A 24,898-nucleotide genomic window follows, 5' to 3' on the forward strand; every position below is an offset into this window, starting at 1 on the left:
AGATCCCGGTGACTTAGTTGGACGCCAGGCCCAGGGCACGCTTCACCGGGCCAAAACTGCGCCGGTGATGCTCTGTTGCGCCGTGTTCCTGCAGCTTCTGCAGGTGAACAGCGGTGGGATAGCCTTTATGCTGGGCAAATCCGTAGTGGGGAAATGCGAGGTCCAGCGTGGCCATTTCGGCGTCACGAGTGACTTTTGCCAGAATAGACGCTGCGCTGATTTCTGCCACCCGGCTGTCGCCTTTCACCACCGCCTGGGAGGGCATCGGTAGCGACGGACAGCGGTTGCCATCGATCAGGACAAACTCAGGAACAATGCTCAGGCCGGCGACGGCGCGCTGCATCGCCAGCATAGTGGCATGCAGAATATTCAGCTCGTCGATTTCGTGCGGCTCGGCGCGCCCCAGGCTCCAGCACAGCGCTTTCTCTTTAATCTCATCGAACAGCGCCAGACGACGCTTCTCGCTGAGTTTTTTGGAATCATTCAGACCCACAATCGGCTTCGCCGGATCGAGGATCACCGCCGCGGTCACCACCGCGCCAACCAGGGGGCCACGCCCGACCTCATCGACGCCGGCAACCAGATGGGTATGCGGATAGACGAACTCCATCATTGTTTTGCTAACTCCAGTACGGCGTCCGCCGCCTGCTCATCGGCGTTGCAGCGGATCTGCTGATGCAGGGCGCGGAACGTCTCATGCATCTCATGGCTGGTTTTGCCATCGGCCAGCAGCGGCTGCAGAGCGGCTGCCAGCGCCTGGGGCTCGCACTCATCCTGCAGCAGCTCTTTAACCAGTTCGCGACCGGCCAGCAGGTTCGGTAACGAGACGTAGTCGGTTTTTACCAACCGCTTCGCCAGCCAGAAGGTGAACGGCTTCATCCGGTAGCCAACCACCATCGGGCATTTCGCCAGCATACACTCCAGCGCTGCCGTCCCGGAGGCCAGCAGCGCGGCGTCGCTGGCGATCATCGCATCGCGCGCCTGACCGTCCAGCATATGCACGATCATATCCGGCGCCGTCTCAGCTTTAATACGCTCAAACTGCTCCCGCCGTTTAGCATTAACCAGCGGCACCACCACCTGCAGATCGGGATAGGTGGCGCGCAGAAGCTGCGCGGTTTTCAGGAAGTCGGCGCTAAGCATTTCGACTTCCGCGCCGCGGCTGCCGGGTAGCAGAGCGAGGCAGCGCACGCTGTGCGGGATCCCTAACCGGTCGCGCGCAGCGCCTTTGTCAGGATCCAGCGGCATCGCATCCGCCATGGTATGGCCAATAAAGCGGCAGGGGACGTTAAATTTGTCATAAAACGCTTTTTCGAAAGGCAGAAAGGCCAGCACCAGATCGGTGGATCTGCCGATTTTGAAAACGCGTTTTTGTCGCCAGGCCCAGACCGACGGGCTGACGTAGTGAATGGTTTTGATGCCCTGCTTTTTCAGATTTCCTTCGAGGGTGATATTAAAGTCAGGGGCGTCGATGCCGACGAAGACATCGGGACGCAGCTCGCCGAAGCGGCGGGTCAAATCGGCGCGAATATGGAGTAAGCGACGCAGGCGACCGAGCACTTCAACAATGCCCATTACCGCCAGCTCTTCCATTTCATACCAGGCTTCGCACCCTTCCGCCTGCATTAGCGGCCCCGCCACGCCGACAAAGCGCGCATTCGGGATGCGTGCTTTAAGCGCGCGGATGAGACCAGCGCCTAGAATATCGCCGGAGGTTTCTCCGGCGACCAGGGCAATCGTCAGGGGACGCTGTTCAGCCATTAACGAATCAAGCCGCGGGTAGAACGAGCGAAGAAATCGACAAACGGCTGAACCTCAGGATGCTGAGCAGCCAGTTCGGCGATTTCCGGCTTGGCTTCTTCCAGCGTTTTGCCGCTGCGGTACAGCAGTTTATACGCGTTGCGGATCGCGGTGATTGCTTCCCGGCTGAAGCCGCGGCGTTTCAGCCCTTCGATGTTAACGCCGAACGGCGTCGCATGGTTGCCCTGGGCAATTACGAACGGCGGAACGTCCTGCGCCACGCCGGAGCAGCCGCCAACCATAACGTGTGAGCCAATGACGCAGAACTGATGCACCGCCGTCATGCCGCCGATAATGACATAATCATCCAGCGAAACATGGCCCGCGAGCGTCGCGTTATTGGCCAGAATGCAGCGATCGCCAAGCGTACAATCGTGCGCCACGTGGGCGTTGATCATCAGCAGGTTATCGTTGCCCACCTTTGTTAATCCACCGCCCTGTACTGTGCCGCGATGAATGGTGACGCTTTCGCGAATGCGGTTGCGATCGCCAATTTCCACCCGGGTCGGTTCACCAGCATATTTCAGATCCTGGTTAACTTCGCCGATGGAAGCGAACTGATAGATCTCATTGTCACGGCCGATTTTGGTGTGGCCGTTAACGACAACGTGAGACTTCAGCACGGTGCCTTCGCCGATTTCGACGTTAGCGCCAACAATACAAAACGGACCAATGTGGACGTTAGCGCCAATCACGGCGCCTTCTTCTACAATGGCGGTAGGATGAACAAAAGCGGTTTTATCAATCACGTATCAGGCCTCCCGGCTACGCGCACACATCATCGTCGCTTCGCAAACCACTTTACCGTCAACCAGCGCAACGCCTTTGAAACGGGTCAGGCCGCGGCGGGTTTTCTCGAAAGTGACTTCCATAATCATCTGATCGCCTGGTACTACCGGGCGTTTGAAGCGTGCTTCATCGATACCCGCGAAGTAGTACAGCTCGCCTGGTTCCAGTTTTCCGACGCTTTTGAACGCCAGAATCCCGGTGGCTTGCGCCATTGCTTCCAGAATCAGGACGCCCGGCAAAATCGGCTTACCAGGGAAGTGCCCCTGGAAAAACGGCTCGTTTACAGAAACATTTTTTACTGCGCGCAGAAAACGACCTTCTTCAAAATCCAGCACGCGGTCTACCAGCAGGAACGGGTAACGGTGAGGCAGAAGTTCCAGAATCTCTTCAATGTGCAGAGTATGAGTGTCAGTAGTCAAAATACTCTTCCTGTCTAAATGTACTAAAAGGCAATAATAACACGGCCTGCGGCAATCTTTTAGCGAATGCAACAGGCCGGAAATGTCATGTGACCAAATGATGAATTAGTCTTGTTGATTAACCTTGCGCTCAATCGCTTTCAGGCGCTTGCTCATCTCGTCAATATTCATCACCAGCGCAGCGGTTTTACGCCACGCCTTGTTCGGCTGCAGCGGAATACCGGAGGAATATACGCCAGGTTCGCTGATAGGACGCATCACCATCCCCATCCCCGTGACGGTGACCTTATCGCAGATTTCCATATGGCCGTTAATCACGCTGGCGCCGCCAATCATGCAGTAGCGGCCAATTTTCAGGCTGCCCGCCATGATAACGCCGCCAGCGACCGCGGTATTGTCGCCAATCACCACGTTATGCGCAATCTGGCACTGGTTATCAATGATAACCCCGTTGCCAATCACGGTATCGTCCAGCGCACCACGGTCAATCGTGGTGCAGGCGCCAATCTCCACGCGATCGCCAATAATGACGCGACCCAGCTGCGGGATCTTTACCCAGTTACCGCGATCGTTAGCGTAGCCGAAGCCATCCGCGCCAATCACCGTGCTGGACTGAATCAGGCAATTCTCGCCGATCTCAATCTCATGGTAAACGGTCACATTAGCCCACAAACGCGAGCCGGCGCCTATTTTCGTATTTTTCCCAACGAAGCAGCCTGCGCCGATAACTACGTTATCGCCCAGCACTACGCCGGATTCGATAACCGCGTTGGCGCCGATGGCAACGTTGCTACCCAGCTTCGCCGACGGATCGATGACCGCGCTCGGCGCGATATCCTGAGCCGGCTGCGGCGTGGTATCAAGAATTTGAGCCATGCGCGCGTAGGTCAGGTAGGGGTTACGCACTACCAGCGCGGCGCTATGGGCAAAAGGTAAATCATCCTGCGTCATCACAACGGCAGAAGCCTGGCAAGCGGCCAGGTGCTCACGGTACTTAGGGTTGACCATGAAAGTGATTTGGCCCGTTTTCGCGCTCTGCATGGACGCAACGCCGGTGATGACGATATCGCCATCACCGTGTAATTCTGCATCCAACTGCTGCGCGAGATCAGCCAGTCGAATTGAAGGCATTACTTATTTAACCTGTTTCAGCACATCAGCGGTGATGTCTTTTACATCGCTGCTGTTATATGCAACGGCATTCGCGTCAACCACCAGATCGATGCTCTGATCTTTCGCTACGCTCTGTACGGCAGTCTGGATACGGGTAACCAGTTTGCCACGCTCTTCGTTGGAACGACGTGCGCGATCCTGTTCAAACGCCTGCGCTTTCTGGGAGAAGGTCTGGCGCTGAGCCATCACGTCTTTTTCCAGTTTGGTACGTTCGGCGCCCGGCTTCATGGACTGCAGACGCTGCATTTTGGATTGCAGGTCGCCTTCCATACGCTGCAGTTCGCTAGCGCGGCCTTTGAACTCGTTTTCCAGCGTGTTGGAAACGCCAGTTTTCTGGGCAACCTGTTGGAACAGGCTGTTCATGTTCACCAGGGCAATTTTATCTGCCGCCTGAGCGGAAGTTACCATTGCCAAACCCAGACCTGCAGCTAATAACCACTTTTTCACAATAAACTCCTTACCATCCCATGAGTACCCAGGGGTACCGTTATTTGCGTGGCGAGGCGATAAACGCGTTATCGCCTACAGTCAGCGCTATACTGCACTTGCATTCCGTTGCCGCCAACAATTACCAGGTTTTACCAATGTTAAACTGGAACTGTTCGGCTTTGTCTCCATCGTACTTTTTGAACGGTTGGGCGTAGGAGAAGACCAACGGCCCCAACGGCGACATCCACTGCACGGCAATACCCGCAGACATACGGATGTTGCTCGGATCGCTGTAATCCGGATAACCAGCGTACGCGCTCGAATCCCAGTGAGTATCCCATACGGTACCCATATCCCAGAAGACGGAAGTACGGACCGAGTTCGCATATTTGTCACTAATAAACGGCGTCGGGGTAATCAGCTCAAGGCTGGCCACCGCCATCGCGTTACCGCCCACCGCATCATCGGATTTACACGGTGCGGATTCGGTGCTCTTACATTCATTATCGTAACTATCGTCATCATCATGACGACTGCTTGCCGGGAAGTACACCGCCTTCGGACCAATGGTGTTCGACTGGAAGCCACGCACGGTGCTGGAACCACCGGCATAGAAGTTCTCATAGAACGGCATCTCTTTGCCGCCGATACCATCGCCATAACCAAAGCGCGTACGACCCAGTACTACCCACTGATGATCGTTGTCGATCGGCACGTAGGTCGCGGTATCCAGCGTCGCTTTGTAGTACTCGTTGTCTGAGCCCGGAATGGTCACCTTACCGTTCAGGTTGACGCGCGAACCTTCCGTTGGGAAGAAGCCGCGGTCAAGCTTGTTATAGGTCCAACCGTAGTTGAAGGTGAAGTCATTCGCACTGAACGAGTTCCGGTCGTTGGTGTTGTCCGGATACTGGCCCATCGAGTTAAGGTAACGCCACATTGCCACCTGCGGCTGCATATTGGACAGGGAGTTATGCACATAACCGACGCCGGCGCGCAGCGTGTTGTATTCGTTGACCGGGAAGCCCAGCGTAATGTCTGTACCATAGCTTTTGTTGGTATAGTCAGACAGATCCGCATCGTTCGCATCAAAGTCATTATAGAAGACACGACCGCCGAGGCTTACACCGTCTACGGTGAAGTACGGGTTGGTCACCGACAGCTCGGTATAGGTCTGGTAGTCGTTTTTGGTACCGTTGATCCCGACAGCATAGCCAGTACCTAACCAGTTATCCTGCTGAACGCCCGCCTGGAAGCTGACGCCGCTCTCGGTGCCGTAGCCGATACCGAAGTTGAAGCTACCGGTGTTACGCTCTTTCACCTTGTAGACAACGTCGACCTGGTCCGGGCTGCCCGGCACGCGCTGGGTATCAGTATCCACCGTTTCAAAGAAACCTAAACGATTGAGACGGTCTTTACCCTGATCGACGAGGTCGCTGCCCAGCCATGCGCCTTCCATCTGGCGCATTTCGCGGCGCAGTACGGCATCTTTAGAGGTGTCGTTGCCTTCGAAGCGAATTTTACGCACGTAATAACGGTTGCCTGCGTCGACGTTAACGTGCAGCTTAACGGTTTTATCGCTGTCGTTGATCTCCGGCTGCGACTGCACGCGCGGATAGGCGTAACCATAACGACCCAACAGTTTCTTGATGTCGTTTTCCATCTTGGTCACTTTCGCGCCGTTGTACAGTTCGCCTGGCTCAACTTTAGTCAGCGCTTCGATTTCCGCGGAATGGCCAGCGAGGTTGCCCGTCACCTGCACTCCGGAAAACTTGTACTGATCGCCTTCGGTGATGTTGACGGTGATGTAGATCCCTTTCTTATCCGGCGTCAGGCTGACCTGGGTAGAATCGATGTTGAAACGGGCATAGCCGCGATCCAGGTAGTAGCTGCGCAGGGTTTCAAGGTCGCCCGCTAGCTTCTGCTTCTGGTATTTACGGTCGCCGACCACGTTCCACCACGGCACCTCATCGCGCAGCTGGAAGTGGGAGATCAGCTCATCGGTCGAAAACGCATGGTTGCCGACGATGTTGATCTGTTGAATTTTTGCGGAGACGCCTTCCTGGAAGACCAGCTTCAAATCGACACGGTTACGCGGCAGCGGCGTAACGACTGCTTTGACGCTGGCGCTGTATTTACCGACGCTGTAGTAGAAGTCTTCAAGACCCTTCTCGATATCCGCGATGGTCGTGCGGTCAAGCGACTCGCCCACCCGAACGCCTGAGGCCTCAAGGTTCTGCTTGAGCATGTCATCTTTCACCGACTTGTTGCCGGAGAAAGTGATGCTGGCGATCGTCGGACGCTCTTTCACCTGAACCAGCAGGGTATCACCATCGCGCAGGACGCGGACGTCCTCGAAGTTGCCAGTGGCAAACAGCGCGCGAATAGTGTTACTGATATCATCGTCGGTCACCGTATCGCCAGGACGCACTGGCATACTGAGGAGGGCCGCACCAACAGCGACACGCTGCAAGCCTTCGAAATGAATGTCCTTCACCACGAACCCTTCAGCACCGTATACAGTCGCGCTGCTAAACAGCAGCGACGCTATGAGCAACTTTTTCATCGCCATCGTTATTATGCGTTCTTCCTAACAAACTCTCTTATAACCGAGAGAAATCATTGAAAAGTGCAAGCCCCATTAACAGCACCAGCAGTATTGAGCCAATGCGATAACTAAAGTCTTGAACTCGCTCGGATACCGGCCCGCCCTTCAGCTTTTCAATCGCTAAAAACAGCAGATGTCCCCCATCCAGTACGGGTAGAGGGAACAGGTTGATGATTCCGAGGTTCACGCTAATCAGCGCCAGGAACATCAGATAATAAATCAACCCAAACTCCGCTGACATTCCAGCCCCCTGAGCGATAGAGATCGGCCCACTGAGGTTGTTCAGTTTGACATCACCGGTTATCAATTTACCCAGCATCCTGACCGTCAGCGACATCAGCTGCCAGGTTTTATCCGTGGCTTCAGCGATGGCGGCAAACGGTCCGTACTGACGTACTGTCTTGTATTCTTCAGGCAGCGGGATGACCTTTGGCACCACCCCTGCGAACCCTTCCGCCTTACCTTTCACCGTTTTCGCATCCGGCGTCAGGGTTAACGGCAGCGCACTCCCCTGCCGTTCAATCTCCAGCGCCAGCGCTTTGCCCGGATTATCGCGCACCAGATTAACAAACGTCATCCACTGCGTTAACGGTTGACCATCGACTTTAACGATCCGGTCGCCCGCTTGCAAACCCGCTTTCTGGGCTGCCGATCCCGCCTGAACCTCAGCCAGCACCGTATCAATCTGCGCGCTGCGCGGCTGGATCCCCAGCGAGGTCACGGGATCTTGCTTGTCTGGCTCAAACGACCAGTGCCGCAGATCGACGATTTTATCCTGGCGCTGATTGGTCCCGAAAGGGGCGACGGTAACTATTGTTTGCGGGTTGCCGATTTTGGCCACCAGCTGCAGACGCACCGCATCCCAATCAGGCGTTTCGATACCATCTATCGCTTTAAGTTCCGTTCCTTTTGCAATTTGTGCTTGCGCGGCAACCGAATTGGGCGTTATTTCACCCACCACCGGCCGCACGCCGGGAACGCCGATGATAAAGACCAGCCAGTAAGCAAAGATAGCGAAAATGAAGTTAGCGATGGGGCCGGCGGCAATCACCGCCGCACGCTGACCGACGGTTTTATTGTTGAAGGCGTAGTGACGCATCTCCGGCGCCACCGCTTCAACACGCTCATCCAGCATCTTGACGTAGCCGCCCAGTGGGATCAGGGCGATGACGAACTCTGTGCCCTGCTTATCCATCCGCCGCCACAGCGCTTTGCCGAAGCCGATAGAAAAACGCTCAACCCGGATACCGCAGCGGCGCGCCACCCAAAAATGGCCAAACTCATGCACCGTAATCAGTACGCCAAGCGCAATGATAAAAGCCGCCAGATTCCAGAGCACGCTCAGCATATAACCTTCCGTCAAATCGTCCTGAAGACCAACAGTAGCAGACAGGCGAAGACCGGTACCGCCGCCGTCAGGCTGTCGATACGATCGAGAATACCACCATGTCCGGGAATCAAGTGCCCGCTATCCTTAATGCCGGCCTCGCGCTTAAACATACTTTCCGTCAGGTCGCCCAGCACCGAAGCCAGGGCCGCCACCACCGAACAGACCAGCAGCACCGTCGGCGTGACGTCAAGATGGGCCCACACGCCGTAGGCCCAGGAAATCACCGCTGCGGTCAGCAAACCGCCAAAAAAGCCCTGCCAGGTTTTACCCGGTGAGACCTTCGGCGCCAGCTTGTGCTTGCCAAACATTTTACCAAACATATAGGCGCCAGAGTCTGCGCCCCATACCAGGATCATGACGTACAGCAGCCACAGCGCGCCGCTATAGTGGTTATCGGCATAGTGCCAGGCGCGCAGCGCCAGCATGCCCCAGAAAAACGGGACGATGGTCAGGATGCCGAAGATGAGGCGCAGCACCTTAGAGTGGCGCCAGAATGCCGCCGAGGCCGGGTATGAGAGCACCAGCAGTAACGCGACGATCCACCAGGCAAAAGAGGCCCATAGCGACCCTTCAACCATCGGTTGATGAACGTCATAATGGTATTCAGGCAGCAGAAAAAGCATCGCCGCCAGCAGAAGGCCGCACAGCACCGCCAGCCAAACCCGCTGCGACGTCGAGGTAAAACCGCTCAGTTGTCCCCACTCCCAGGCGGCGAGCATACAGACCACCAGGGTGACGATAGCAAAGCCCATCGGCGGCAATAAAAACAATGCCGCAATGACGATGGGGATTAAGACGAAAGCAGATATCAGGCGATACTTCAGCAAAAGTGACCCCCATCAGGCATGACTGCCACCCGGCTCAGTGCCGCCGAAACGACGCTCTCGATTAACAAAGGCATGGAGTGCACCTTCAAAGTCCTGTTCAGCAAAATCGGGCCAAAGAACATCCGTAAAGTAAAGTTCGGCATAGGCAATTTGCCAAATCAGAAAGTTACTTATTCGGTGCTCTCCCCCGGTCCTAATAACTAAATCAACGGGAGCCAGTTCATGCATGCAGACCTGCTGACTCAGCATGTCTTCCGTGATCTGCTCAGGCAGCAGCGTCCCGTCCTGTACCTGTTTCGCCAGCAAACGAACGCCCTGGGTAATATCCCAGCGACCGCCGTAATTGGCTGCAATATTCAGCGTTAAGCCGGTATTGTTTGCGGTTAGCGCTTCCGCTTTGCGGATCCGCTCCTGCAGGCGCGCATTGAAGCGCGTGGTGTCGCCAATAATCCGCAGACGCACATTGTGTCGGTGCAGGCTTTTGACTTCGCTATCCAGCGCCCAGACGAACAGTTCCATCAGCGCACTGACTTCCTGAGCCGGACGGTTCCAGTTTTCGCTGCTGAACGCGTATAACGTTAACGCCTCAATCCCATTATTCGCCGCGAAGGAGACCGCGCGACGCACGGATTTCGCACCGGCCTTATGCCCGAAAGCGCGAATTTTACCTTGCCGTTTCGCCCAACGGCCGTTGCCATCCATAATAATGGCGACATGACGGCAGCCATGGGTGGGCGATATTTCGCTGACAGTTTGATTAGCAGACAACATCACGCGTTTTAAGTCCATAATAAGGATTAACTAGCCACCAAACAGAGGCCACCGGGCCGCGCTGGATACGCATTTTTATCCGGTGCCGGGGCTGCAGCCAATCGCAGAGAACAACCAAAAGCTTTACGCAAAAAAGCCGTGTTTTGTCACGGCCACCGTAATCTTTAACAACAAAATGCAACGATCGGGTGGCGCAGACTATATCACCGAAGCCTTGCGCCCACAAATATCACCGCGTTACGCCTGCGCAACCAACCGCTGCAGCTGCTGGTGAGCGATTGCGCGCGCCTCGGCGTCGATAACCAGAACATCATCAATGCTTTGCGGCTCCTGCAGGTCCATCTTATCCAGCACCGCCAGGTTAACCGCCGCAATATCGGTAAAGCGGATATCGCCATGCAGAAACGCGGCAACCGACTCTTCATTAGCCGCATTCAGCGTCGTGGTCGCGGCCTGGCCGACGTCAAACGCGTCCATCGCCAACTTCAGGCACGGATATCGCGTATAGTCCGGCGCGGAGAAGCTCAGATTGCTCAACTGACAGAAGTCCAGCGGTTTAACGCCGGAATTCAGTCGCTGCGGCCAGCCCATGGTATGGGCGATCGGCGTGCGCATATCCGGCTCCCCAAGCTGGGCCAGCACGCTGCCATCCTGATAGCGAACCATCGAGTGGATCACCGACTGCGGATGGATCAGCACTTCCATCTGCTGGGCCGAGGCGTTAAACAGCCAGCGCGCTTCAATATATTCCAGGCCTTTGTTCATCATCGTGGCCGAATCGACGGAGATCTTGCGCCCCATCGACCAGTTGGGATGACGGCAGGCCTGATCCGGGGTCATCGCCGCCAGTTCAGCCACGGCCGTCTCGCGGAAAGGCCCACCGGAGCCGGTCAGCAGGATTGACGAGACGCCATTCCGGGCAAGATCAGCGTATCCCAGATGCTGCTGAATTGTCTCCGGCATACTCTGAAAAATAGCGTTATGCTCGCTATCGACCGGTAGCAATCGCGCCCCCGACTGTTGCACCGCCTCCATGAATAAGCGACCGCAGGTCACCAGCGATTCTTTATTCGCTAACAATACCGTTTTCCCGGCGCGGATCGCCGCCAGCGTCGGCACCAGTCCCGCCGCGCCGACGATTGCCGCCATGACCTGATCGACCTCATCCAGCGCCGCGACCTCGGCCGCCGCCTGCTGGCCGCTTAGCACCTCGGTGCGACAGCCATGCTCATGCAGACGGGTGCGCAACCGCTCAGCGCTTTGCGCATCGTCCATCACCGCGTAACGGGGGGTAAATTCCAGGCATTGTTCAACCATACGGTCAACGTTTTTCCCCGCGACCAGCGCGGCGACGGAAAAGCGACCAGGGTTATGGCGCACCACGTCCAGCGTGCTACAGCCAATGGAGCCGGTCGAACCGAGAACGGTTAATTGCTTCATGAGACGTCCAGAAGAGTGGAAACAGAATAAAAAGCAAAACGCCGCCAGCAAGCCCCTACGCAGCAACTATCGGGGATAAGGCGGCGGCATTAGGCCTTCAACTAAGCGCTAAAGGCTACAAGGCCAGCGGTCGCAACGCAATCCCGAGAATTGAGCGTACAGTCTTCTGTACGGCGTTTCAGATTTTACTCAGGCCAGAGCCTGTCTGGCCCGAGTAAGGGCAGAGCATTAGAACTGCATCAGTTCCGCTTCTTTGTCTGCCAGCGCCGCGTCAACTTTTTTGATGGCGGCGTCAGTCATTTTCTGCACGTCGTCCTGAGAACGGCGATCGTCATCTTCGCTGATCTCTTTTTCTTTCAGCAGCGCTTTGACTTTATCGTTGGCGTCACGGCGAACGTTACGCACGGCAACGCGCGCCTGCTCGGCTTCACCACGCACGATCTTGGTCAGATCTTTACGACGCTCTTCGGTCAGCGGCGGCAGCGGGACACGAATATCGCTGCCGGCAGAGCTTGGGTTCAGACCGAGGTCTGACGCCATGATCGCTTTTTCAACGGCCGCGGACATAGAACGGTCAAAGACGTTGATTTTCAGGGTACGGGAGTCTTCGACGGTGACGCTGGCCAGCTGGCGCAGCGGGGTCGGAGTACCGTAGTATTCAACAACAATCCCGTCCAGCAGGCTCGGAGAAGCACGACCCGTGCGAATTTTGCTGATTTGGTTTTTGAATGCTTCGACGCATTTTTCCATGCGGATTTCAGCATCTTTTCTGATATCGCTAATCACGTTACGAATCCTTGAAAGCTTGTCTCAGTCAGACCAGACGGGGCACCCGTCGGAAAATGAGCTAAGTATAGTCAGATTTAATGAAAATCACCGGGCAATATCCCCGCGAAAGTAAAGCGGAATATTACCCGGATTTGGCGCTGACGGGAATTATTCCGTGATCAATGTGCCTTCTTTTTCGCCCATCACCACGCGACGCAGGGCGCCAGGTTTGTTCATGTTGAAGACGCGAATCGGTAATTTATGGTCACGCGCCAGGGTGAAGGCCGCCAGATCCATGACTTTCAGCTCTTTTTCCAGAACTTCGCTGTAGGTCAGCTGATCGTACATGGTGGCAGAAGGATCTTTTGCCGGGTCAGCGGTGAATACGCCGTCAACCTTGGTGGCTTTCAGCACCACATCGGCTTCAATTTCGATACCGCGCAGGCAGGCTGCGGAATCGGTGGTAAAGAACGGGTTGCCGGTACCAGCGGAGAGGATCACTACGCGGTTGTTGCGCAGCAGGCTGATTGCCTCTGCCCAGCTGTAGTTGTCGCATACGCCATTCAGCGGGATGGCGGACATCAGACGAGCGTTCACATAGGCGCGGTGGAGCGCATCACGCATTGCCAGGCCGTTCATGACCGTTGCCAGCATGCCCATGTGGTCGCCCACAACGCGGTTCATACCCGCTTTCGCCAGACCAGCACCACGGAACAGGTTACCGCCACCAATTACTACGCCAACCTGAATACCCAGCTCAACCAGCTCTTTGATCTCCTGAGCCATGCGGTCAAGTATGCTTGCATCAATACCGAAGCCTTCTGAGCCCTGCAGCGCTTCGCCACTTAATTTCAGCAGAATACGTTTGTAGACGGGTTTTGCATTGGTAGCCATGTTTCTTTCCTGAGACTGTCAACGAATGAGATGTGTTAATTCCGGCGACATTGTATGTCGCATTTCAGCGCGGCCACTATAAGCAGTTGGCTGAATTTACAAAATGGGCGCAAAAAGAAGCCGCCCTCAGGCGGCTCCTTTTTTTAAAAATTAAGACTGCTTGGACATCGCAGCAACTTCTGCTGCAAAGTCAGTCTCAACTTTCTCAATGCCTTCGCCCACTTCAAAGCGGATGAAGCCAGTCACGTCAGCGTTGTGCTCTTTCAGCAGCTGGCCAACAGATTTGCTCGGCTCCATAACGAAAGGCTGACCAGTCAGAGAAACTTCGCCGGTGAATTTCTTCATGCGGCCTTCAACCATTTTCTCTGCGATTTCTTTCGGCTTACCGGACTGCATCGCGATGTCCAGCTGAACCTGGTACTCTTTCTCTACCACTTCAGCAGACACGTCTTCCGGCTTAACGAATTCCGGCTTGCTTGCAGCAACGTGCATTGCCAGCTGCTTAACCAGCTCTTCGTCAGCGCCTTTAGCGGCAACCAGAACGCCGATACGCGCACCGTGCTGGTAGCTGCCCAGAACGTCGCCTTCCAGAACAGCGATACGACGGATGTTGATGTTCTCGCCGATTTTAGCAACCAGCGCAACACGTTCTTCTTCGAACTGCGCTTTCAGAACTTCAACGTCGGAGATTTTACCTGCAACAGCGGCGTCCAGTACTTTGTCGGCAAATGCCTGGAAACCACCATCTTTAGCAACGAAGTCAGTCTGGCAGTTAACTTCCAGAATGTAACCGTAGTTGCCTTCGATTTTGGTTTTGATCACGCCGTCAGCAGCCACGTTGCCTGCTTTCTTCGCCGCTTTGATCGCGCCGGATTTACGCATGTTTTCGATTGCCAGCTCGATGTCGCCATTCGCTTCAGTCAGCGCTTTTTTGCAATCCATCATGCCTGCGCCAGTACGTTCGCGCAGCTCTTTTACCAGGGAAGCGGTAATTTCAGCCATTCTAAAATCCTCGGGAGATGTGGATACTGCCCGGCCAACGGCCAAACAGCGTAAATTGAAAAAAGGGGCCGATAATGGGCCCCTATTCATACACGGTACTAATAAGGGCTTAAACCTTATTATTCAGCTTCTACGAAGCTTTCTTCCGCCTGAGAAGCCAGGTCCTGAGAGCGACCTTCACGAACGGTAGCAGCAACAGCGCCCAGGTACAGGCTTACTGCGCGGATTGCATCGTCGTTACCCGGGATAACGAAGTCTACGCCGTCCGGATCAGAGTTGGTATCAACGATAGCAAATACCGGGATGCCCAGGTTGTTTGCTTCTTTGATAGCGATGTGCTCGTGGTCAGCGTCGATAACGAACAGTGCGTCCGGCAGGCCGCCCATATCTTTGATACCGCCCAGGCTGTTTTCCAGCTTGTCCAGCTCACGAGTGCGCATCAGCGCTTCTTTCTTGGTCAGCTTGTCGAAAGTACCGTCCTGGGACTGAGTTTCCAGGTCTTTCAGACGTTTGATGGACTGACGAACGGTTTTCCAGTTAGTCAGCATACCGCCCAGCCAGCGATGGTTCACGAAGAACTGATCGCAGCTCAGAGCAGCGTCTTTTACCGCTTCGCTTGCAGCGCGCTTAGTACCAACGAAAAGGATTTTACCTTTACGAGCAGCGATCTTGTTCAGTTCAGCCAGAGCTTCGTTGAACATCGGTACGGTTTTCTCAAGGTTGATGATGTGAACTTTGTTACGCGCGCCGAAGATGAAAGGCTTCATTTTCGGGTTCCAGTAACGGGTCTGGTGACCGAAGTGAACACCAGCCTTGAGCATGTCGCGCATGGAAACAGTTGCCATGTTTAAAACCTCTATAGATTAAATTGGGGTTATGCCTCCACGTATCCCATATTACCGACCCCGAAGGGCACCCCGGAATATGTGCCGATACGTGTGTGTTATTACACAAAGTGAGCTATGTCGCTTACGTCCATCCTTGTGTATCTGAGATGGAACGGAAGTCCGGCGCGCTTTATACCACAAAATCCATCCAGACACCAACTCTTGTTGACGTCGCGTGCTGTTAATGATTCTCAGTTTGGCACCAGCCTGCCCGGACTGTTACCATTGACAGGACTTACACTATTATTGTCGAAAATATCGACACTGCTGGACATACTCCATGGCTATCTCTATTAAGACATCTGAAGACATCGAAAAAATGCGCGTTGCCGGCCGCCTGGCCGCCGAAGTGCTGGAAATGATCGAACCCTACGTCAAACCGGGCGTCAGCACCGGCGAACTGGACCGCATCTGTAACGACTATATCGTTAACGAGCAGAAGGCCATTTCCGCCTGCCTCGGCTATCACGGCTATCCGAAATCCGTCTGCATTTCGGTCAATGAAGTGGTCTGTCACGGTATCCCTGATGACGGCAAGCTGCTGAAAGATGGCGATATCGTCAATATCGACGTGACCGTCATTAAAGATGATTTCCATGGCGATACCTCCAAAATGTTTATCGTCGGCAAACCGACGATTCTCGGCGAGCGCCTGTGCCGCATCACTCAGGAAAGCCTGTACCTGGCGCTGAGAATGGTGAAGCCAGGCATCAACCTGCGCACCATCGGCGCGGCGATCCAGAAATTTGTGGAAGCGGAAGGTTTCTCCGTGGTGCGCGAGTACTGTGGCCACGGCATCGGCCGCGGCTTCCATGAAGAGCCTCAGGTACTGCACTACGATTCGCCGGAGACCAACGTCGTACTCAAACCAGGCATGACCTTCACCATCGAGCCGATGGTCAACGCCGGTAAAAAAGAGATCCGCAGCATGAAAGACGGCTGGACGGTGAAAACCAAAGACCGGAGCTTGTCTGCGCAGTACGAGCATACTATTGTGGTGACAGACAACGGCTGCGAAATTCTGACGCTACGCAAGGATGACACCATCCCGGCGATAATCTCGCACGATGAATGATGAAAAGCCGGCGCCCGCCGGCTTTTTTATTAGATAGTTTTTTCTTATGGTGACGCGATGAGCAACTCATTACCTGACACAGCCTCCCCTCTCCTGCCCGTCCCGCCGGAACACCCGGTGAGTTGGCCCCAGGGCGATCTGAACTGTGCCGCAATCAAGGCGCACATCGATACCTTCCAGCACTGGCTGGGCGAGGCGTTTGACTCCGGCATCGTCGCGGAGCAGCTCATCGCGGCGCGCACCGAATTTATCGACCAGTTGCTGCAGCGATTATGGATCGCCTGCGGTTTTGAATCCGTCAGCGACCTGGCGCTGGTCGCCGTCGGCGGCTATGGCCGTGGCGAACTGCACCCGCTCTCAGACGTCGATCTGCTGATCCTCAGTCGTAAAAAACTGCCGGACGACCAGGCGCAAAAAGTCGGCGAACTGCTCACCCTGCTGTGGGACGTCAAGCTGGAGGTGGGCCACAGCGTACGCACCCTCGAAGAGTGCCTACTGGAAGGTCTCTCGGATCTGACCGTTGCCACCAACTTAATCGAATCGCGCCTGCTGATCGGCGACGTCGCGCTGTTCCTTGAACTGCAAAAACATATTTTTAGCGACGGCTTCTGGCCATCGGAAAAGTTCTTCGCCGCCAAGGTCGAAGAGCAGAACGTCCGTCATCAGCGCTATCATGGCACCAGCTATAACCTCGAGCCGGACGTGAAAAGCAGCCCCGGCGGCTTGCGCGATATCCATACGCTACAGTGGGTGGCTCGCCGCCATTTCGGCGCCACCTCAATGGATGAGATGGTCGGCTTCGGCTTTCTGACCGAAGCCGAGCGCAATGAACTCAATGAGTGTCTGCATCAGCTGTGGCGCATCCGTTTCGCGCTGCATCTCGAACTCACGCGCTATGACAACCGTCTGCTTTTCGACCGCCAGCTCAGCGTGGCCCGCCGGCTAGGCTATGAAGGCGACGGCAACCAGCCGATTGAGCATATGATGAAGGACTTCTTCCGCGTTACCCGCCGGGTGAGCGAGCTGAATCAGATGCTGCTTCAGCTGTTTGAGGAGGCTATCCTCGCCCTGACCGAGGATGAAAAACCACGCCCGATCGATGATGATTTCCAGCTGCGCGGCACCCTTATCGATCTGCGTGACGACACGCTGTTTATTCGCGAACCGCAGGCCATTCTGCGCATGTTTTATATCATGGTGCGCAACAGCACCATCACCGGCATCTACTCAACGACGTTGCGCCATCTGCGCCACGCCCGCCGTCATCTCACCCAGCCGCTGTGCTATATCCCGGAGGCGCGCACGCTCTTTCTTAGTATGCTGCGCCATCAGGGAGCGGTAAGTCGCGGGCTGCTGCCGATGCATCGCCACAGCGTACTGTGGGCCTATATGCCGCAGTGGTCGCATATCGTCGGCCAGATGCAGTTCGACCTGTTTCACGCCTACACCGTCGATGAACACACCGTCCGGGTGATGCTCAAGCTGGAAAGCTTTGCCAAAGAAGAAACCCGCAGCCGCCACCCGCTGTGCGTGGAGCTGTGGCCGCGCTTAACGCACCCGGAGCTGATCTTAATTGCTGCCCTGTTCCACGACATCGCCAAAGGGCGCGGCGGCGACCACTCGATCCTCGGCGCGCAGGATGTGCTGAAGTTTGCCGAGCTGCACGGGCTGAACTCGCGCGAAACGCAGCTGGTCGCCTGGCTGGTGCGTCACCACCTGCTGATGTCGGTCACCGCCCAGCGGCGCGATATTCAGGATCCGGAGGTGATTAAGCAGTTCGCCGAGGAGGTGCAAACGGAAAATCGTCTGCGCTATCTGGTGTGTCTGACCGTCGCCGATATCTGCGCCACCAACGAAACCTTGTGGAACAGCTGGAAGCAGAGCCTGCTGCGTGAACTCTATTTCGCCACCGAGAAGCAGCTGCGTCGCGGCATGCAAAGCACCCCGGACATGCGCGAACGAGTGCGTCACCATCAGCTGCAGGCGCTGGCCCTGCTGCGGATGGACAATATTAATGAAGAGGCGCTGCATCAGATCTGGAACCGCTGCCGCGCCAACTATTTCGTGCGACATACGCCGACGCAGCTCGCCTGGCACGCCCGCAACCTGCTGCGCCACGATCTGAATAAGCCGATGATCCTGCTGAGCTCGCAGGCCACCCGCGGCGGTACGGAGATTTTTATCTGGAGCCCGGATCGCCCTTACCTGTTCGCCGCGGTGTGTGGCGAACTTGACCGTCGCAACCTCAGCGTCCACGACGCGCAGATCTTCACCACCCGCGACGGTATGGCGATGGATACCTTTATCGTCCTTGAGCCCGACGGCAGCCCCCTTTCCGCCGACCGCCACGAGGCGATCCGCCAGGGGCTGGAGCAGACCATCACTCAGCGCAGCTGGCAGCCTCCGGCCCCGCGTCGTCAGGCGGCAAAGCTACGCCATTTTTCCGTGGACACCGAGGTGAATTTCCTGCCGACCCATACCGACCGAAAATCGTTTCTGGAGCTGATAGCGCTCGACCAGCCCGGGCTGCTCGCCCGCGTCGGGCAGGTGTTCGCCGACCTCGGGATATCGCTTCACGGGGCGCGAATTACGACAATTGGTGAGCGAGTAGAAGATTTATTTATAATCGCCACCGCCGACCGGCGTGCCCTTAATAATGAGCTGCAACAAGAAGTGCAACAACGGTTGACAGCGGCCCTCAATCCAAACGATAAAGGGTGACGTATTTTTTTTAGTAAATGGAAAGAAACAATGCAGCAGTTACAGAACGTTATTGAGTCCGCTTTCGAGCGTCGCGCCGACATTACGCCGGCTAATGTGGATACCGTGACCCGCGAAGCGGTTAACCAGGTTATCGCCCTTCTTGATTCCGGCGCGCTGCGCGTCGCTGAGAAGATCGACGGTCAGTGGGTGACGCATCAGTGGCTGAAGAAGGCGGTACTGCTCTCTTTCCGTATTAACGATAACCAGGTTATCGATGGTGCGGAAAGCCGCTACTTCGATAAAGTGCCGATGAAATTCGCTGACTACGACGAAGCGCGTTTCCAGAAAGAAGGTTTCCGCGTGGTGCCGCCGGCCGCCGTGCGCCAGGGCGCGTTCATCGCCCGCAACACTGTGCTGATGCCGTCCTACGTTAACATCGGCGCCTACGTTGACGAAGGCACCATGGTTGATACCTGGGCCACCGTCGGCTCCTGCGCACAGATCGGTAAAAACGTGCATCTGTCCGGCGGTGTCGGCATCGGTGGCGTACTGGAGCCGCTGCAGGCGAACCCGACCATTATCGAAGATAACTGCTTCATCGGCGCGCGCTCTGAAGTGGTTGAAGGGGTGATTGTCGAAGAAGGCTCCGTCATCTCCATGGGCGTTTACCTCGGTCAGAGCACCAAAATCTACGATCGCGAAACCGGCGAAGTCTTCTACGGCCGCGTACCGGCTGGCTCGGTGGTGGTCTCAGGCAACCTGCCGTCGAAAGATGGTAAATACAGCCTGTACTGCGCGGTGATTGTGAAGAAAGTCGATGCCAAAACCCGCGGCAAGGTCGGCATTAACGAGCTGCTGCGCACCATCGACTAAAGCAAATAAAAAGCGGGAGATATCCCGCTTTTTTTATATTTGATGCTGGCGAAAATGGATTTTTTCGTTAATTATTCAATGGTTATGATGCTATCAAAGGTACCGTTATGTACGATAATCTGAAAAGTCTTGGCATTACCAACCCTGATGAGATCGATCGCTATAGCCTGCGGCAGGAAGCTAACAACGACATTCTGAAAATCTATTTTCAGAAAGACAAAGGCGAATTCTTCGCCAAGAGCGTGAAGTTCAAATATCCGCGTCAGCGCAAAACCGTCGTCGCCGACGGCGTCGGCCAGGGCTACAAAGAGGTCCAGGAGATCAGCCCCAATCTGCGCTACGTTATCGACGAGCTGGATCAGATCTGCCAGCGCGATCGCACTGAAATCGATCTCAAGCGTAAAATCCTCGACGATTTACGCCATCTGGAAAGCGTGGTCACCAATAAGATCAGCGAAATCGAAGCCGATCTGGAAAAGCTCACCCGTAAGTAAGAGCATCCCGGCGGCGCGTTGCCTGGCCGGGCTGGTGGTCTCTATCCACTCCAGACAGCATGCATCGTCCAGGCCGGGTATGGCGCGTCACTGCCCGGCATTTTTTTGCCTCCACGTCTTAGCGTTGTTCGTCCAGCTGCAGCGCGATATACAGCAGCAGCCTGTCGTCAAAGCTACCGAGATCCAGGCCGGTCAGCTCCGAGATACGGTTCAACCGGTACTCCAGCGTATTGCGATGGATAAACAGCGCCTTTGACGTCGCCAGCGGCTGCACGTTATGGCGAAACCACGCCTGCAGCGTCCGCCGCAGCAGCCCGTTGTTGTCCATGGCCTTCAAACGCGCCAGCGGACGGGCCAGCTCATTGGCCTGCCAGCCGCCGCGCAGGCTGTCGAGCAGCACCGGCAGCATCAGATCCTGATAGAAATAACTGCGGCTCTCCGGCATCCGCTGCTTGCCAACCATCATCGTCGTCCGTGCGGTACGGTAAGAGCGGGCGATACTTCCTGGGCCGGTGAAGAAGTTGCCCAGCGCCACGCGAAAGCGCAGCTGGCCATTCTCTTTCATCCTGGCGATAAGCTGCTCGACGCGCCGGACGTGATCGTCAGCGTCCCAGCGGCCAAAGCTGTTCAGCGCCGGTTTCAGCACCACCATTTCCGTGAGCGAGACAATGGCCACCAGATTATTGCGATCGGGGGTGGTCAGCGCGTTCTGTAACTGTTGCAGTTCCGCCATCGCGCTGTCCACGCCGAGCTGACCGCTGTCTACCTCAATCATCGCCACCACGCGCGGCTGATTGAGATCGATGCCTAAACGCTGAGCCCATTCGTTCAGCGCCGGGGTATGCTCTTCCGCCTGAATCAGGTTCATCACCAGCTCTTCGCGCAGACGGCTGTCCTGGGCCAGGAGATGCATCAGCCGCGACTGCTCCAGCATCATCTCTGCTGTCATGCACACCAGCTCGCCATATTTTCGCAGCGACTCCGGCTCGCCGGTCAGGCCGATCACCCCGACGATCTCCCCCTCCAGGCGCAGCGGCAGGTTAATCCCCTGGCGAACCCCGTGCAGATGGCGAGCGACCGCGTCGTCGATATCCACCACCCGCCCCTGGGAGAGGACCAGCAGCGCGCCTTCGTGCAATTCACCAATCCTTTCCCGATCGCCGCTGCCGATGATCCGCCCGCGGGCATCCATCACGTTGATATTGGTATCGATGATGCGCATGGTCCGCGCCACAATATCCTGCGCCATTTTGGTATCAAGATGCCAGCCAGCCATGTAGTCCTCCCCTTTGCTGGGCACCAGCATAAAAGAGTCATCGTCGCGCTGCATTGTGCATTTGCACTAAGCCGGGGTGAGATATGTGGAGTTGTGGGGGCGGTCACAGAACGAAAAAAGCCCCTGCCCTCGGCGAGGGAAGGGGCTGGGAAGCGAGCGCTGGCGGTTACTGCAACAGCAGATAGATAGAGGCGTCGCCGCGCTGAATGTTCAGCGCCAGTACGGACGGTTTGGCGTCGAAGATTTTCCGCAGATCGGCGATGTTTTTCACCGGCTGCTGATTCGCCCCGACGATGACGTCGCCTTTCTTGAGGCCAATCTGTGCCGCCGGGGTACCGGCTTTCACATTATTGACCACCACGCCCTTATCCTGACCCTTATTGCTCATTTCCGCCCCTTCAATCCCGTTGAAGATAGTGCTGGAGTCAACCTGGGTCTGGTTGCTCTGCTGCAGTTCGACGGTCACGGTCACCGGTTTGCCGTCGCGCAACAGACCAAGCTCAACTTTGCTGCCGATAGGCATGGTGCCGACCTGGGCACGCAGCGCGGCGAAGCTGCTGATCGCTTTCCCGTTGAGGGAGGTGATGACATCGCCGGCTTTAATGCCCGCTTTCGCGGCCGCCGAACCTGGCATTACCTGGCTGACGAAGGCCCCGCGCTGGGCATCGACTTTCATCGCTTTCGCCAGCTCAGAGTTCAGTTCGGTGCCCATAATGCCGAGCTCACCGCGTTTCACCTGGCCATATTTCACCATCTGCTCGGTCAGGTTTTTCACCATGTTGCTTGGGATAGCAAAACCGATACCGATGTTGCCGCCGTCCGGCGCCAGAATGGCGGTGTTGATACCGATCAGTTCGCCGTTGAGGTTCACCAGCGCGCCGCCGGAGTTCCCGCGGTTAATCGCCGCATCGGTCTGGATAAAGTTTTCGTAGTTTTCCACGTTGAGGCCGCTACGGCCCAGCGCGGAGACAATCCCGGAGGTCACGGTTTCGCCCAGACCGAACGGGTTGCCGATAGCCACGGTGTAATCACCGACGCGCAGCGCATCGGAGTCGGCAAGCTTAATCGCCGTCAGGTTTTTTGGCTCCTGAATCTGAATCAGCGCGATATCAGAGCGCGGATCTTTGCCGACGACTTTAGCATCAAACCTACGGCCATCGCTCAGCTGAACCTTAATCGTGGTGGCGTTGTCCACGACGTGGTTGTTGGTCACCACATACCCTTTGGCGGCATCAATGATGACGCCGGAGCCCAGCGCCATAAATTTCTGCTGCTGGCCGCCGTCAGGCTGACCGCCCTGTCCGCCGCCCTGGCAAAACGGCGAACTCTGGAAAGGAGAGCCATCCTGGCAGAACGGCGAATTATCGCCAAAGAACTGCTGGAAGTTACGTGGCATCCGTGGGGTATTAACGGTGGTGCTACCTTCAACGTTAATGCTCACCACCGACGGCATCACCTTCTCCAGCATCGGGGCCAGGCTTGGCATCTGCTGTGCATTAGTGGCCGAAGATGCCGTTTCTGCCGCGCTCGCAGAGAGCGGGGACAACGCCAGACCTAAACTCAGAGCCAGTGCACTCATTGCTAACGTGGTTTTTTTCATCAGTTTCAATCTCAATATCAGGTAACGAAAGTTGCTGTGTACGTGACTATCAGAGTCATTTTATAACGCTAAGTTCCGGAATTAAGTTTCTGGAAAAAGTAAAAATTTATTGTCCATCTTTACAAAACTCCAGCCTATTCCACCGCCATGAGTCGCCGATATTCATCCCACGCATACAAATCCGTCATCCCGCTGATATAGTCCTGAATCAGACGGCAGCGATAATAGTATTCCATCAGCGCAAATTCGGGCGCCGTACGCGCCAGTTTATTTACCGCTTCAACATAGGCCAGCCGGTGACGGGTCGAAAGTTTCTGATACAGCCGGGAGGCAATGGGTAAACGTCGTACCCGCTCCTGCGCTACTAATTCGCTGAAATCCTCCAGCGATAATTTCAGCAGCGGCTGATAGATATCCAACAGGCCGCTGATCACCCGGTAGCCCTGCAATTCCAGCTGCTCAACATCCGGATGGCTAAAGACCTGTTTCATCGCCACATTTTTATAGAGCTCCAGTAGCTGACTGCAATCGCTGTCGTCCTCCAGCAACGCATGATTAAAGTCCCCCGTGAAGATTGCCGGCAGGTTGTCAATAAATCGGCGCGCCGCGTAGGGCACCAGCTTATTCAGCGTATTCACCCGCAAATACATAAAAAACTGATCTTCCGCGCTCTGCTTCAGATAATTGGCTCGCGATTTCTCCCAGGCATTTTCTACTACCTGCGAAAATAACGAGCCTTTTTCATGACTGCCCCAGGCGTCGTAAAGATGCTGATAGAGCTGTTCTGCGCTAAAAATACGTTTTTCCACCGCGTCCTCGAGATCCGCGACGCAATATGAGATGTCATCCGCAGCCTCCATAATCCAGGTTAATGGAAACCGATTGTAAGGCGCGAGATCCAGTTCTTTACGCAAACGCGCGACATACTCTTCTTCGGCTAAATAATAGCCAGGTTTCTTCATTAAATAACTGTGGCTGGCCGGCGTCTCCTCAGACCACCACGCCGGACGAGTATATTTCAGGATACATCCCACCTGCGCCCAGGTCAGGTTCATACGCATTAGCGTATGGACCAGACGAATGCCCTGCGCGTTGCCCTCAAAGCTGCAGAGATCCTGGCGCACTTTACGGCGCAGCGCATTAAGCGATGTCTCTCCGTCATGCAGTCGTAAGGCCTGCACTTCGCAGCGATCGTCGGTCAGCGGCTGCCCGAGCGCATCGCCGGGCGCCAGGCGCTGACGGAACCAGTCGTTAATCGCCGCTTCGCCAAAATGGCCAAACGGGGGATTGCCGATATCGTGCATCAGGCAGGCCATCTCCACCACGCTCTCGAATGGCCCGGTCAGCTCTTCCAGGCCATACTCTTCCAGCAGCCTCAGCTCTTTCAGCCGGCTCAGCACCTCTTTGGCGATATAGCGCCCCACCTGCTGCACCTCCAGCGAGTGGGTCAGGCGAGTGCGCACCGCCGCGTTGCGCTCGAGCGGGAAGACCTGAGTTTTTTGCTGCAGGCGGCGGATTGCCGGCGAGTTGACGATCCGTCCCCGATCGCTTTCAAAGATCCGCAGGATGTCGCGCTCCGTCTCCACCCGCGGCGGCGAACGGAAGCGTCGACGCCAGTTTATCTTGTTGCGAAAATCAATCTTTGCCATAGCCTCTCCCGCGCGAGCAATACGCTTCCCCTTA

At 55.9% G+C, this 24,898-nt stretch carries 22 protein-coding genes; 4 read left to right on the forward strand and 18 right to left on the reverse strand.

Features of this window, described 5'->3' with window-relative positions; translation table 11 throughout:
• Nucleotides 1-13: 13 nt before the first annotated feature.
• The 15 genes from rnhB to rpsB all read right to left on the reverse strand — a co-directional run bounded on the left by rnhB (nt 14) and on the right by rpsB (nt 15,152).
• Nucleotides 14-613 (reverse strand): ribonuclease HII, encoded by a 600-nt coding sequence (gene rnhB, locus LPQ25_RS21050; protein WP_002889376.1) that lies wholly within the window; start codon nt 611-613, stop codon nt 14-16.
• Nucleotides 610-1,761, reverse strand: a complete 1,152-nt coding sequence (gene lpxB / locus LPQ25_RS21055) for a lipid-A-disaccharide synthase (RefSeq protein ID WP_002889374.1) — start codon at nt 1,759-1,761, stop codon at nt 610-612. The genes rnhB and lpxB overlap by 4 nt, the downstream gene beginning before the upstream one ends.
• On the reverse strand, nt 1,761-2,549 hold the full coding sequence (gene lpxA, locus LPQ25_RS21060; RefSeq protein ID WP_004178647.1) for an acyl-ACP--UDP-N-acetylglucosamine O-acyltransferase: 789 nt from the start codon (nt 2,547-2,549) through the stop codon (nt 1,761-1,763). The genes lpxB and lpxA overlap by 1 nt, the downstream gene beginning before the upstream one ends.
• 3 nt (nt 2,550-2,552) lie before the next feature.
• Nucleotides 2,553-3,008 (reverse strand): 3-hydroxyacyl-ACP dehydratase FabZ, encoded by a 456-nt coding sequence (gene fabZ, locus LPQ25_RS21065; RefSeq protein ID WP_004145858.1) that lies wholly within the window; start codon nt 3,006-3,008, stop codon nt 2,553-2,555.
• A gap of 105 nt (nt 3,009-3,113) precedes the next feature.
• The gene (gene lpxD / locus LPQ25_RS21070; protein WP_002889327.1) at nt 3,114-4,139 is read right to left on the reverse strand and encodes a UDP-3-O-(3-hydroxymyristoyl)glucosamine N-acyltransferase; all 1,026 of its coding nucleotides are present in this window, start codon (nt 4,137-4,139) and stop codon (nt 3,114-3,116) included.
• Nucleotides 4,140-4,142: 3 nt separating this feature from the next.
• A complete protein-coding gene (gene skp / locus LPQ25_RS21075) occupies nt 4,143-4,628 on the reverse strand; it encodes a molecular chaperone Skp (protein ID WP_004178645.1) in 486 nt (161 codons plus the stop codon).
• Between the two features lie 121 nt (nt 4,629-4,749).
• Nucleotides 4,750-7,179, reverse strand: a complete 2,430-nt coding sequence (bamA, locus tag LPQ25_RS21080) for an outer membrane protein assembly factor BamA (RefSeq protein ID WP_004145860.1) — start codon at nt 7,177-7,179, stop codon at nt 4,750-4,752.
• A gap of 31 nt (nt 7,180-7,210) precedes the next feature.
• The gene (gene rseP, locus LPQ25_RS21085) at nt 7,211-8,563 is read right to left on the reverse strand and encodes a sigma E protease regulator RseP (protein ID WP_004177358.1); all 1,353 of its coding nucleotides are present in this window, start codon (nt 8,561-8,563) and stop codon (nt 7,211-7,213) included.
• An 11-nt stretch (nt 8,564-8,574) separates the two neighbouring features.
• Nucleotides 8,575-9,432, reverse strand: a complete 858-nt coding sequence (gene cdsA / locus LPQ25_RS21090) for a phosphatidate cytidylyltransferase (RefSeq protein WP_002889318.1) — start codon at nt 9,430-9,432, stop codon at nt 8,575-8,577.
• 12 nt (nt 9,433-9,444) lie between these two features.
• Complete coding sequence (gene ispU / locus LPQ25_RS21095; protein ID WP_002889316.1) at nt 9,445-10,203, reverse strand: (2E,6E)-farnesyl-diphosphate-specific ditrans,polycis-undecaprenyl-diphosphate synthase; 759 nt, start codon at nt 10,201-10,203, stop codon at nt 9,445-9,447.
• A 237-nt stretch (nt 10,204-10,440) separates the two neighbouring features.
• Nucleotides 10,441-11,643, reverse strand: a complete 1,203-nt coding sequence (ispC, locus tag LPQ25_RS21100) for a 1-deoxy-D-xylulose-5-phosphate reductoisomerase (protein WP_004178642.1) — start codon at nt 11,641-11,643, stop codon at nt 10,441-10,443.
• 228 nt (nt 11,644-11,871) lie between these two features.
• Nucleotides 11,872-12,429 carry a ribosome recycling factor gene (gene frr / locus LPQ25_RS21105; protein ID WP_002889308.1) on the reverse strand — a complete coding sequence of 186 codons (558 nt, stop codon included), beginning with the start codon at nt 12,427-12,429 and terminating at the stop codon, nt 11,872-11,874.
• Nucleotides 12,430-12,579: 150 nt separating this feature from the next.
• A complete protein-coding gene (pyrH, locus tag LPQ25_RS21110) occupies nt 12,580-13,305 on the reverse strand; it encodes a UMP kinase (protein WP_002889306.1) in 726 nt (241 codons plus the stop codon).
• 150 nt (nt 13,306-13,455) lie between these two features.
• The gene (tsf, locus tag LPQ25_RS21115) at nt 13,456-14,307 is read right to left on the reverse strand and encodes a translation elongation factor Ts (RefSeq protein ID WP_004151930.1); all 852 of its coding nucleotides are present in this window, start codon (nt 14,305-14,307) and stop codon (nt 13,456-13,458) included.
• 119 nt (nt 14,308-14,426) lie between these two features.
• Nucleotides 14,427-15,152: a 30S ribosomal protein S2 gene (rpsB, locus tag LPQ25_RS21120; protein WP_002889299.1), complete on the reverse strand. Its 726-nt coding sequence runs from the start codon at nt 15,150-15,152 to the stop codon at nt 14,427-14,429.
• A gap of 322 nt (nt 15,153-15,474) precedes the next feature.
• Here rpsB and map point away from each other — a divergent pair, with 322 nt between their 5' ends.
• The 4 genes from map to LPQ25_RS21140 all read left to right on the forward strand — a co-directional run bounded on the left by map (nt 15,475) and on the right by LPQ25_RS21140 (nt 20,339).
• Nucleotides 15,475-16,269: a type I methionyl aminopeptidase gene (map, locus tag LPQ25_RS21125; protein WP_002889297.1), complete on the forward strand. Its 795-nt coding sequence runs from the start codon at nt 15,475-15,477 to the stop codon at nt 16,267-16,269.
• Nucleotides 16,270-16,326: 57 nt separating this feature from the next.
• On the forward strand, nt 16,327-18,990 hold the full coding sequence (glnD, locus tag LPQ25_RS21130) for a bifunctional uridylyltransferase/uridylyl-removing protein GlnD (RefSeq protein WP_004151931.1): 2,664 nt from the start codon (nt 16,327-16,329) through the stop codon (nt 18,988-18,990).
• A gap of 30 nt (nt 18,991-19,020) precedes the next feature.
• Entirely contained in the window at nt 19,021-19,845 is an 825-nt protein-coding gene (gene dapD, locus LPQ25_RS21135) for a 2,3,4,5-tetrahydropyridine-2,6-dicarboxylate N-succinyltransferase (RefSeq protein ID WP_002889295.1), read from the forward strand.
• A gap of 107 nt (nt 19,846-19,952) precedes the next feature.
• On the forward strand, nt 19,953-20,339 hold the full coding sequence (locus tag LPQ25_RS21140; RefSeq protein ID WP_002889292.1) for a DUF3461 family protein: 387 nt from the start codon (nt 19,953-19,955) through the stop codon (nt 20,337-20,339).
• A 118-nt stretch (nt 20,340-20,457) separates the two neighbouring features.
• Here LPQ25_RS21140 and cdaR read toward each other — a convergent pair whose 3' ends face one another.
• The 3 genes from cdaR to dgt form a co-directional block, all read right to left on the reverse strand.
• On the reverse strand, nt 20,458-21,615 hold the full coding sequence (gene cdaR / locus LPQ25_RS21145; RefSeq protein ID WP_002889289.1) for a DNA-binding transcriptional regulator CdaR: 1,158 nt from the start codon (nt 21,613-21,615) through the stop codon (nt 20,458-20,460).
• Nucleotides 21,616-21,781: 166 nt separating this feature from the next.
• The gene (degP, locus tag LPQ25_RS21150) at nt 21,782-23,215 is read right to left on the reverse strand and encodes a serine endoprotease DegP (protein ID WP_011977675.1); all 1,434 of its coding nucleotides are present in this window, start codon (nt 23,213-23,215) and stop codon (nt 21,782-21,784) included.
• Between the two features lie 134 nt (nt 23,216-23,349).
• Nucleotides 23,350-24,864 carry a dGTPase gene (gene dgt, locus LPQ25_RS21155; protein ID WP_004145871.1) on the reverse strand — a complete coding sequence of 505 codons (1,515 nt, stop codon included), beginning with the start codon at nt 24,862-24,864 and terminating at the stop codon, nt 23,350-23,352.
• Nucleotides 24,865-24,898 lie beyond the last annotated feature (34 nt).

Source organism: Klebsiella sp. KPN54798 (genome assembly GCF_021184225.1).
GTDB lineage: Bacteria > Pseudomonadota > Gammaproteobacteria > Enterobacterales > Enterobacteriaceae > Klebsiella > Klebsiella pneumoniae.

Coding starts and splice junctions, on each gene's coding strand:
- glnD (WP_004151931.1), top strand. CDS start 16,327: ATGAGCAACTCATTACCTGACACAGCCTCCCCTCTCCTGCCCGTCCCG.
- lpxB (WP_002889374.1), bottom strand. CDS start 1,761: ATGGCTGAACAGCGTCCCCTGACGATTGCCCTGGTCGCCGGAGAAACC.
- dapD (WP_002889295.1), top strand. CDS start 19,021: ATGCAGCAGTTACAGAACGTTATTGAGTCCGCTTTCGAGCGTCGCGCC.
- pyrH (WP_002889306.1), bottom strand. CDS start 13,305: ATGGCTACCAATGCAAAACCCGTCTACAAACGTATTCTGCTGAAATTA.
- rpsB (WP_002889299.1), bottom strand. CDS start 15,152: ATGGCAACTGTTTCCATGCGCGACATGCTCAAGGCTGGTGTTCACTTC.
- tsf (WP_004151930.1), bottom strand. CDS start 14,307: ATGGCTGAAATTACCGCTTCCCTGGTAAAAGAGCTGCGCGAACGTACT.
- rnhB (WP_002889376.1), bottom strand. CDS start 613: ATGATGGAGTTCGTCTATCCGCATACCCATCTGGTTGCCGGCGTCGAT.
- dgt (WP_004145871.1), bottom strand. CDS start 24,864: ATGGCAAAGATTGATTTTCGCAACAAGATAAACTGGCGTCGACGCTTC.
- lpxD (WP_002889327.1), bottom strand. CDS start 4,139: ATGCCTTCAATTCGACTGGCTGATCTCGCGCAGCAGTTGGATGCAGAA.
- degP (WP_011977675.1), bottom strand. CDS start 23,215: ATGAAAAAAACCACGTTAGCAATGAGTGCACTGGCTCTGAGTTTAGGT.
- ispC (WP_004178642.1), bottom strand. CDS start 11,643: ATGAAGCAATTAACCGTTCTCGGTTCGACCGGCTCCATTGGCTGTAGC.
- bamA (WP_004145860.1), bottom strand. CDS start 7,179: ATGGCGATGAAAAAGTTGCTCATAGCGTCGCTGCTGTTTAGCAGCGCG.
- cdaR (WP_002889289.1), bottom strand. CDS start 21,615: ATGGCTGGCTGGCATCTTGATACCAAAATGGCGCAGGATATTGTGGCG.
- ispU (WP_002889316.1), bottom strand. CDS start 10,203: ATGTTGTCTGCTAATCAAACTGTCAGCGAAATATCGCCCACCCATGGC.
- rseP (WP_004177358.1), bottom strand. CDS start 8,563: ATGCTGAGCGTGCTCTGGAATCTGGCGGCTTTTATCATTGCGCTTGGC.
- LPQ25_RS21140 (WP_002889292.1), top strand. CDS start 19,953: ATGTACGATAATCTGAAAAGTCTTGGCATTACCAACCCTGATGAGATC.
- map (WP_002889297.1), top strand. CDS start 15,475: ATGGCTATCTCTATTAAGACATCTGAAGACATCGAAAAAATGCGCGTT.